Source organism: Rhodococcus sp. IC4_135, assembly GCF_011602025.1.
In the GTDB taxonomy this organism is placed as follows: Bacteria; Actinomycetota; Actinomycetes; order Mycobacteriales; family Mycobacteriaceae; genus Rhodococcus_F; species Rhodococcus_F baikonurensis.
Genome location: NZ_JAAOLG010000077.1, coordinates 1 through 6,339 on the forward strand (window position 1 = coordinate 1; position 6,339 = coordinate 6,339).

At 62.3% G+C, this 6,339-nt stretch carries 1 protein-coding gene; it reads right to left on the bottom strand.

Annotated features, from left to right (window positions below; translation table 11 throughout):
* Positions 1 to 6,316, bottom strand: a 6,316-nt coding sequence (locus G8767_RS34715) for a non-ribosomal peptide synthetase (RefSeq protein WP_166814188.1), incomplete at its 3' end; no start/stop codon positions are given.
* Positions 6,317 to 6,339 lie beyond the last annotated feature (23 nt).

Sequence of the window (6,339 nt, forward strand, 5' to 3'; positions counted from 1 at the left end):
GCGCCACCGCACCCGGAGACGCCGCCACCTGCGCATCGAAACCATCGAGCAACAAAGCACCATCAGTCAACTCGTGAACAGTGTCATTCCACCCCTCGAGCACCAACGAACGCTCAACAGAATCCAAAATGTCAACGTCACCAACACGAACGGAAGGATCGGTAGCGACGGCGGAGAGCAGTCGAAGAACTCTGTCCAGCAACCCAGTTGCGTAGTCGGCATCGAAGAAGTCCGGCAGGTACCGAAGTGTCAAGTGCAACTGCTCGTCGAGTGCGATCAGCAGGGTCAACGGGTAGTTCGTGGAATCGTCCGAGGAGATGTCGTCGATCATCATTCCGTCGAGAACATCCGCCTGTGCGGCGAGGCCCTCACGGTCTACCGGGTACGACTCGAAGACCACCAACGTGTCGAACAATGTTCCGACGTCCGAAGCTTTCTGCACATCGGTCAAACCGAGATAGTGATGATCGAGCATTCTCGCCTGCTCGATCTGGACCCTGGCAACCAATTCTTCGACGGACTCCGCGGCGTCGAGGCGCACCCGCACCGGGAGGGTGTTGATGAACAACCCGACCATCGATTCGACGCCTGTGAGTGCCGGGGGCCGGCCGGACACTGTTGCACCGAAGACAACATCGTCGGTTCCGGTCAACGCACCGAGCAGGACCGCCCACGCGCTCTGCACGATCGTGTTGGCGGTGACGCCGAGTCGTGCAGCCAGAGCTGTGAGCGTCGCGGTTGTCTCCGACGACATCGACACGTTCAGCTTCTGTGACAGCGCGGTGAATTCCTGTCCGCCTGTGACCTGAGCGAGCAGCGTCGGCTGCTCGACGCCGGAAAGCGCATCCGCCCAGGCGGTCAGTGATCGATCGCGATCCTGATCGACAAGCCACGCCAGGTAATTGCGATAGCTGCGCACACGCGGAAGAACCGAGTCGTCACCACGCGTCGCGTACAGCGCCAACAGGTTCTGCAAGAGCAGCGGCACCGACCAACCGTCGAGAATGATGTGGTGATTCGCCACGACCAAGCGGTAGTCCCCCTCCGCCATCGTGACGAAAGTGAACCGAATCAACGGCGGTGACGCCATGTCGAAGTGTGTCGCCTGGTCAGCCGTCAAAACTGCGTCCAGTGCTGCCTCACGGTCGACCGCCGCGACATCGCTGAGATCGATGTTCCGCCACGGGACAGCAACGTCCTCGAGGACTATCTGGACCGGCGTTCCGTCGTCGTCGGCCGTGAATGCTGTTCGCAGGTTCGCGTAACGGTCGATGATTCCCTGTGCTGCAGTCCGCAATCGGTCGGCATCGACCTTCCCGGACAAAGTGAGAATCATCTGCACCGAGTAGAGGTCGACGCTGGATTCCGCCAACATCGCATGGAAGAGCAAGCCCGACTGCAGCGGTGCCAGCGGCCAGATGTCGGTCACCGTACCGAATCGATTCTCGAACCCGTCGATATCTCGTTGGCTCACCGAGACAAGCGGCACGTCGGACGGAGTGAGTCCTCCGGCACCGACGGATCGAGAATGCTCCGCCAGGGCGGTCAGTGCTTCGACCCAAATCTGTGCAAACGCCTCGACGCTCTCGCCGTCGATGGCACCGACGGGGTAGGCGAAGGAGGCCTCCAGAACAGCTCCGTCCGCGCCGTCGTTGACGATCGCATTGATGTCGACGACCTTGTTTGCGGGCATGTCGACGTCTTCGGGTGCTGACACGTTGGCGAAATCGCCGGCCGGCAGCCAGCCGAGCCCCTCGACACCTGCCGGAAGATCCTCGGCGACAACCCTTCCCAAGTAGTTGAAGCTGACCTGTCCCCCTGCGAAGCGCGAAAGCACTGCGCGCGTGTCTTCGTTCAGGTAGCGCAGCAGTCCGTACCCGACGCCCTTGTCCGGGATCGCCAGCAACTGCTCCTTCACTGCCTTGATCGCGCGTCCCGCCGAATCACCTCCGGCAAAAGCGTCACCCAGGTCTACCTCGGAAAGATCGAGACTGATCGGGAAGGCTGCAGTGAACCAGCCAACAGTCCTCGACAGATCCGCACCGGGAATCACGGCTTCTTCACGGCCGTGGCCTTCGAGCTGTAGCAGGGCAGAGGTCGAGTCGATTCCCGCTCGGCGACGCCACTCGATCAGCGCGAGTGCCAGTCCAGCGAGCAGGCCGTCGTTGGCGCCGCCGTTGAAAACCTCCGGCAGCGTGGTCAACAGAGTCTCGGTCACCTGAGTGGGGACCGCCACGCTTATCCGCTGAACCGTTGCCGCAACGTCGACGGCAGAGTCGTACGCCCGCTTGCCCAGCACCGGATCCGGTGTCTGCAACACCTTCCGCCAGGTATCCAGCTCGGCTACCCGCGAATCCCGATGGGCCTCTTCGGACAATGCATGAGCCCAGCGGCGCATCGACGTACCCGTCGGCCCGAGAGCCACATCGCCCGTCGCTCCGGCTACATCCCCCGTCGCTCCGCTCGCCCCGGCCATCTGGGCCGCAGCCGACACCAGATCCGGAACGATGATTCGCCAGGAAACCCCGTCGACAATCAAGTGGTGCGCAGCAATGATCAAGCGCCCCGTGCGAGAGGGACCGAAGTCGACCCACACGAACTGAACCATCACGCCGTCAGCCGGATTCAATCGGCCGAGAGCCTCGTCGAGGCCCTTGGAAGCCGTGAGGACAATTGTCGACTCGTCCGCAGCCGCGTCGACATCGACGCGGCTGAGCAGATCCTCGACGTCCACGGTTCCGGGCTCGGAGACCGACATCCCCCATCCGCGACCGTCGGAGATCAGCCGCGAGCGGAACATGTCGTGGTGGTCGACGACTGCGGCGAGTGTTCGCACGATGTCGGTTCGCTGCACTCCGAGTGGAAGCTCGAGAGTCATCGTCTGCGTGAATCGGTTGTAGCTGCCACCGCGCTCGACCATGAATCGTTCGATCGGCGTCAACGGCATCCAGCCGACGCCACCGCCCGGCAACTCCTCGAGCACCACGGCGGCCTCGACGTCGGCGGCGTACTTCGCCACTTCGGCCAGTGCTGCGACAGTCTTGCTCTCGAAGACGTCACTGGGTGCGAATACGATTCCACGTGCCTTCGCACGCGAGACGAGTTGGATCGACATGATCGAGTCGCCGCCCTGGGCGAAGAACGAGTCATCGGTGCCGATTCGATCGAGGCCGAGAACGTCCGCGAAGATCTCGCTCAGGACTTGTTCCATCTCGGTAACCGGGGCCCGGAATTCCTTGGTCTCGAAGACCGGCGCTGGGAGAGCTTTTCGGTCCAGCTTGCCGGCCGGGCTGAGTGGCATGTCCGCGGAGACCATGACCGAAGCCGGAACCATATGAGCCGGAAGGGTTTTGGAGACGAATTCGATCAATTCCGCCGAAGTCACCGAAGCGTTCTTTCCGGTGAATACGTACGACACCAGTGCCGGAGCACCCGACGGCAGGGTCGTACCCATCGTCGCCGCGAACTCGACCTCGGGGTGTGCGGTCAACGACGCATCGATCTCACCGAGTTCGATCCGGAAACCGCGAATCTTGACCTGGAAATCGTTGCGGCCCACGTATTCCACTGCGTAAGTAGAGGGTGCGGTTCCAGCGACCCAGCGCACCACGTCACCGGTTCTGTACATTCGCTCGCCCGGATTACCGTGCGGGTTTGCCACGAATCGATCGGCACTCAAGCCCGGGCGACGATGATAACCGCGGGTCACCTGTGGACCGGACAGGTACAGCTCGCCCGAGACTCCGAGTGGAACTGGATTGAGTCGTGTGTCCAGGACGAAGGCGGCCATGTCACCGATCGTGGCGCCGATGTCCATTCGGTCACCAGGCAGAAGCGGAACGCTGACGTTCGTCACGATTGTCGTCTCGGTCGGGCCGTAGACATTCAGGAACGTCCTGGGAGCCGAAGCCGATGCGGCCGAGTCGTCCCCCGTCGTCCACTTGCTGATCAGTTCCGGCGAATACGCTTCGCCGCCCACACCTACGACCGACAGGTCGTCCAGGCCGCTCGGGTCCATCGACGCCAGAGCCGCTGGTGTGATGAACGCATGCGTGACTCGTTCGCTACGGAACACCTCAGCCAGTTCGTCGCCGCCGTACACGCCAGGCGGGACGATGACCATCGTCGCGCCGGTGGCCACCGCGAGGAACAACTCGAGCATCGACGCGTCGAAACTCGGTGACGCGAAGTGCAGTGTCCGCGAGGTGGGCTTCACGAGGTAATGCGCGGCCTGAGTGACACTGAAGCTCGCCAGACCGGCGTTGGTCGCGACAACGCCCTTCGGCAGTCCGGTCGTGCCGGAAGTGTAGATCACCCAGGCAGGATGAGCAGTCGTCAGTGGACGGACACGTTCCTCGACATCGATTGGCGCTCCGGACACTCCGGCGGTCATCTGCTCGCCGAGCGCTCCGTCCACGACCAACCACTCGACGTCGTCGGTGAGATTCGCACGTTCGACGTCGAGGGTCAGGCCTACCTTTGCACCCGAGTCGCTGAGCATGTGCGCGATACGATCTGCCGGATAGTGCGGATCGATCGGAACGACCGCTGCCCCGGTCTTCGACACTGCCCACACCGCGAGTACCGATTCGACGGATCGCGGAATCGACACCGCCACAAGATCTTCAGCCCCGAGACCACGATTGATCAAGACGCGGGCCAGCTTCGACGACCACTGGTCGACCTCGCGATACGTCATGGACCGACCGGCAGCGGCCTGCGCCGTGCCGGGGTAGCGCAATGCGACGTTGTCCGGGTAGCGCGCAGCAGCGTCGGCAAGAATCTCTGCCAACGGCGCCTGCGCTACTCCTGAAGATGCCCTCTGGCTCGTCAGAACCTCACGCTCGGACGCGTCGAGGATTTCGATGTCACCCACTGAAGTCGTGGGGTCCGTCGCAATTCCGTTCAGGATGCGCATCAATCGTGCAGCGAATCCGCGGACGGTCGATTCGTCGAACAGATCCGTCGCGTACGTGAACGTCGCCGACAGCCCTTCTGATACCTCACTGATCGTGAGCTGCAGATCGAACTTGGCCACGGTCTCGTCGATTGCGAACTCGGCGGCCGTCAGACCGGGCAGAGCCAATGAGTTCTGCCCCAGGTTCTGGAATGCCAACGCCACCTGGAACAGCGGGTGATGTGCCCTCGACCGAACGGGGTCCAGCACTTCCACGAGCCGTTCGAACGGAAGGTCCGAGTGCGCGAACGCCTGAAGGTCGGTTTCCCGAGCCGAGGCCAGAAGTGTTGTGAATGCCGCCGAAGGATCAACCTCGGTACGCAGCACCAAGGTGTTGACGAACATTCCGATCAAATCGTCGAGTTCGGATTCACCTCGCCCGGCCATCGGTGCACCGATGTTGATGTCCGTTGTTCCCGACAGACGTGCGAGAAACGACGCCAGAGCCGCATGGACCACCATGAACATCGACGCATTGTGTTCCCGGCCCACGCTGATCAGCCGCTCGTGCAATTCCTGACCGATCGAGAATTCGAATGTCGCTCCCTGACCGGAGAATACCGCCGGCCGAGCCCGATCCCCCGGAAGATTCAACTGTTCGGGCACGCCGTCCAGTGCTTGCGCCCAGTAAGAGATCTGCTTTGCGATGACGGACTGCGGATCGTCCTCGGACCCGAGAACCTCACGCTGCCACAACGAGTAGTCGGCGTACTGCACCGGCAACGGCGTCCAGGTCGGAGCCTGGCCGTTGGTTCGCGCGTAGTAGGCGGTCATCACGTCACGGGTCAACGGGCCCATCGAGAAACCGTCGGTCGAGATGTGGTGCACGACGAATACCAGAACATGCTCGTCGGCCTTGATCTGGAACAGCTTGGCGCGCAACGGCACCTCGGTCGTCACGTCGAAGCCTGCCGCTACGAAGTTCGTTACCTCGGAAACAATCGCCGAATCCGAGACCAAGGTTGCAGTGAGGTTCACGTCGACATCAGCCGGTGCAACGATCTTCTGGTAGCCGACGCCGTCGACCTCGGGGTAGACCGTGCGCAGAACCTCGTGGCGGCCGATAACGTCCGAGACCGCCTGTTCCAGCCCCGACACGTCCAGTTTTCCGGTGAGCGTGATCGCAACCGGAACATTGTTCCCTGCCGAGTTCGTATCCAACTGGTTGAGGAACCACATGCGCTGCTGCGCCAACGACAACGGCACCTGCGCCGGACGCACCTGCGCAGTCAACGCCGCACGCGAACCACCACCGACATGAGAACCCAAACGAGCAGCCAACGCCTCCACCGTCGACGCCTCGAACAACTCCCGCACCGACACCGAAGCATCCAACGCCTGACCCAACCGAGACGTCACCTGCGTCGCAATCAGCGAATTAC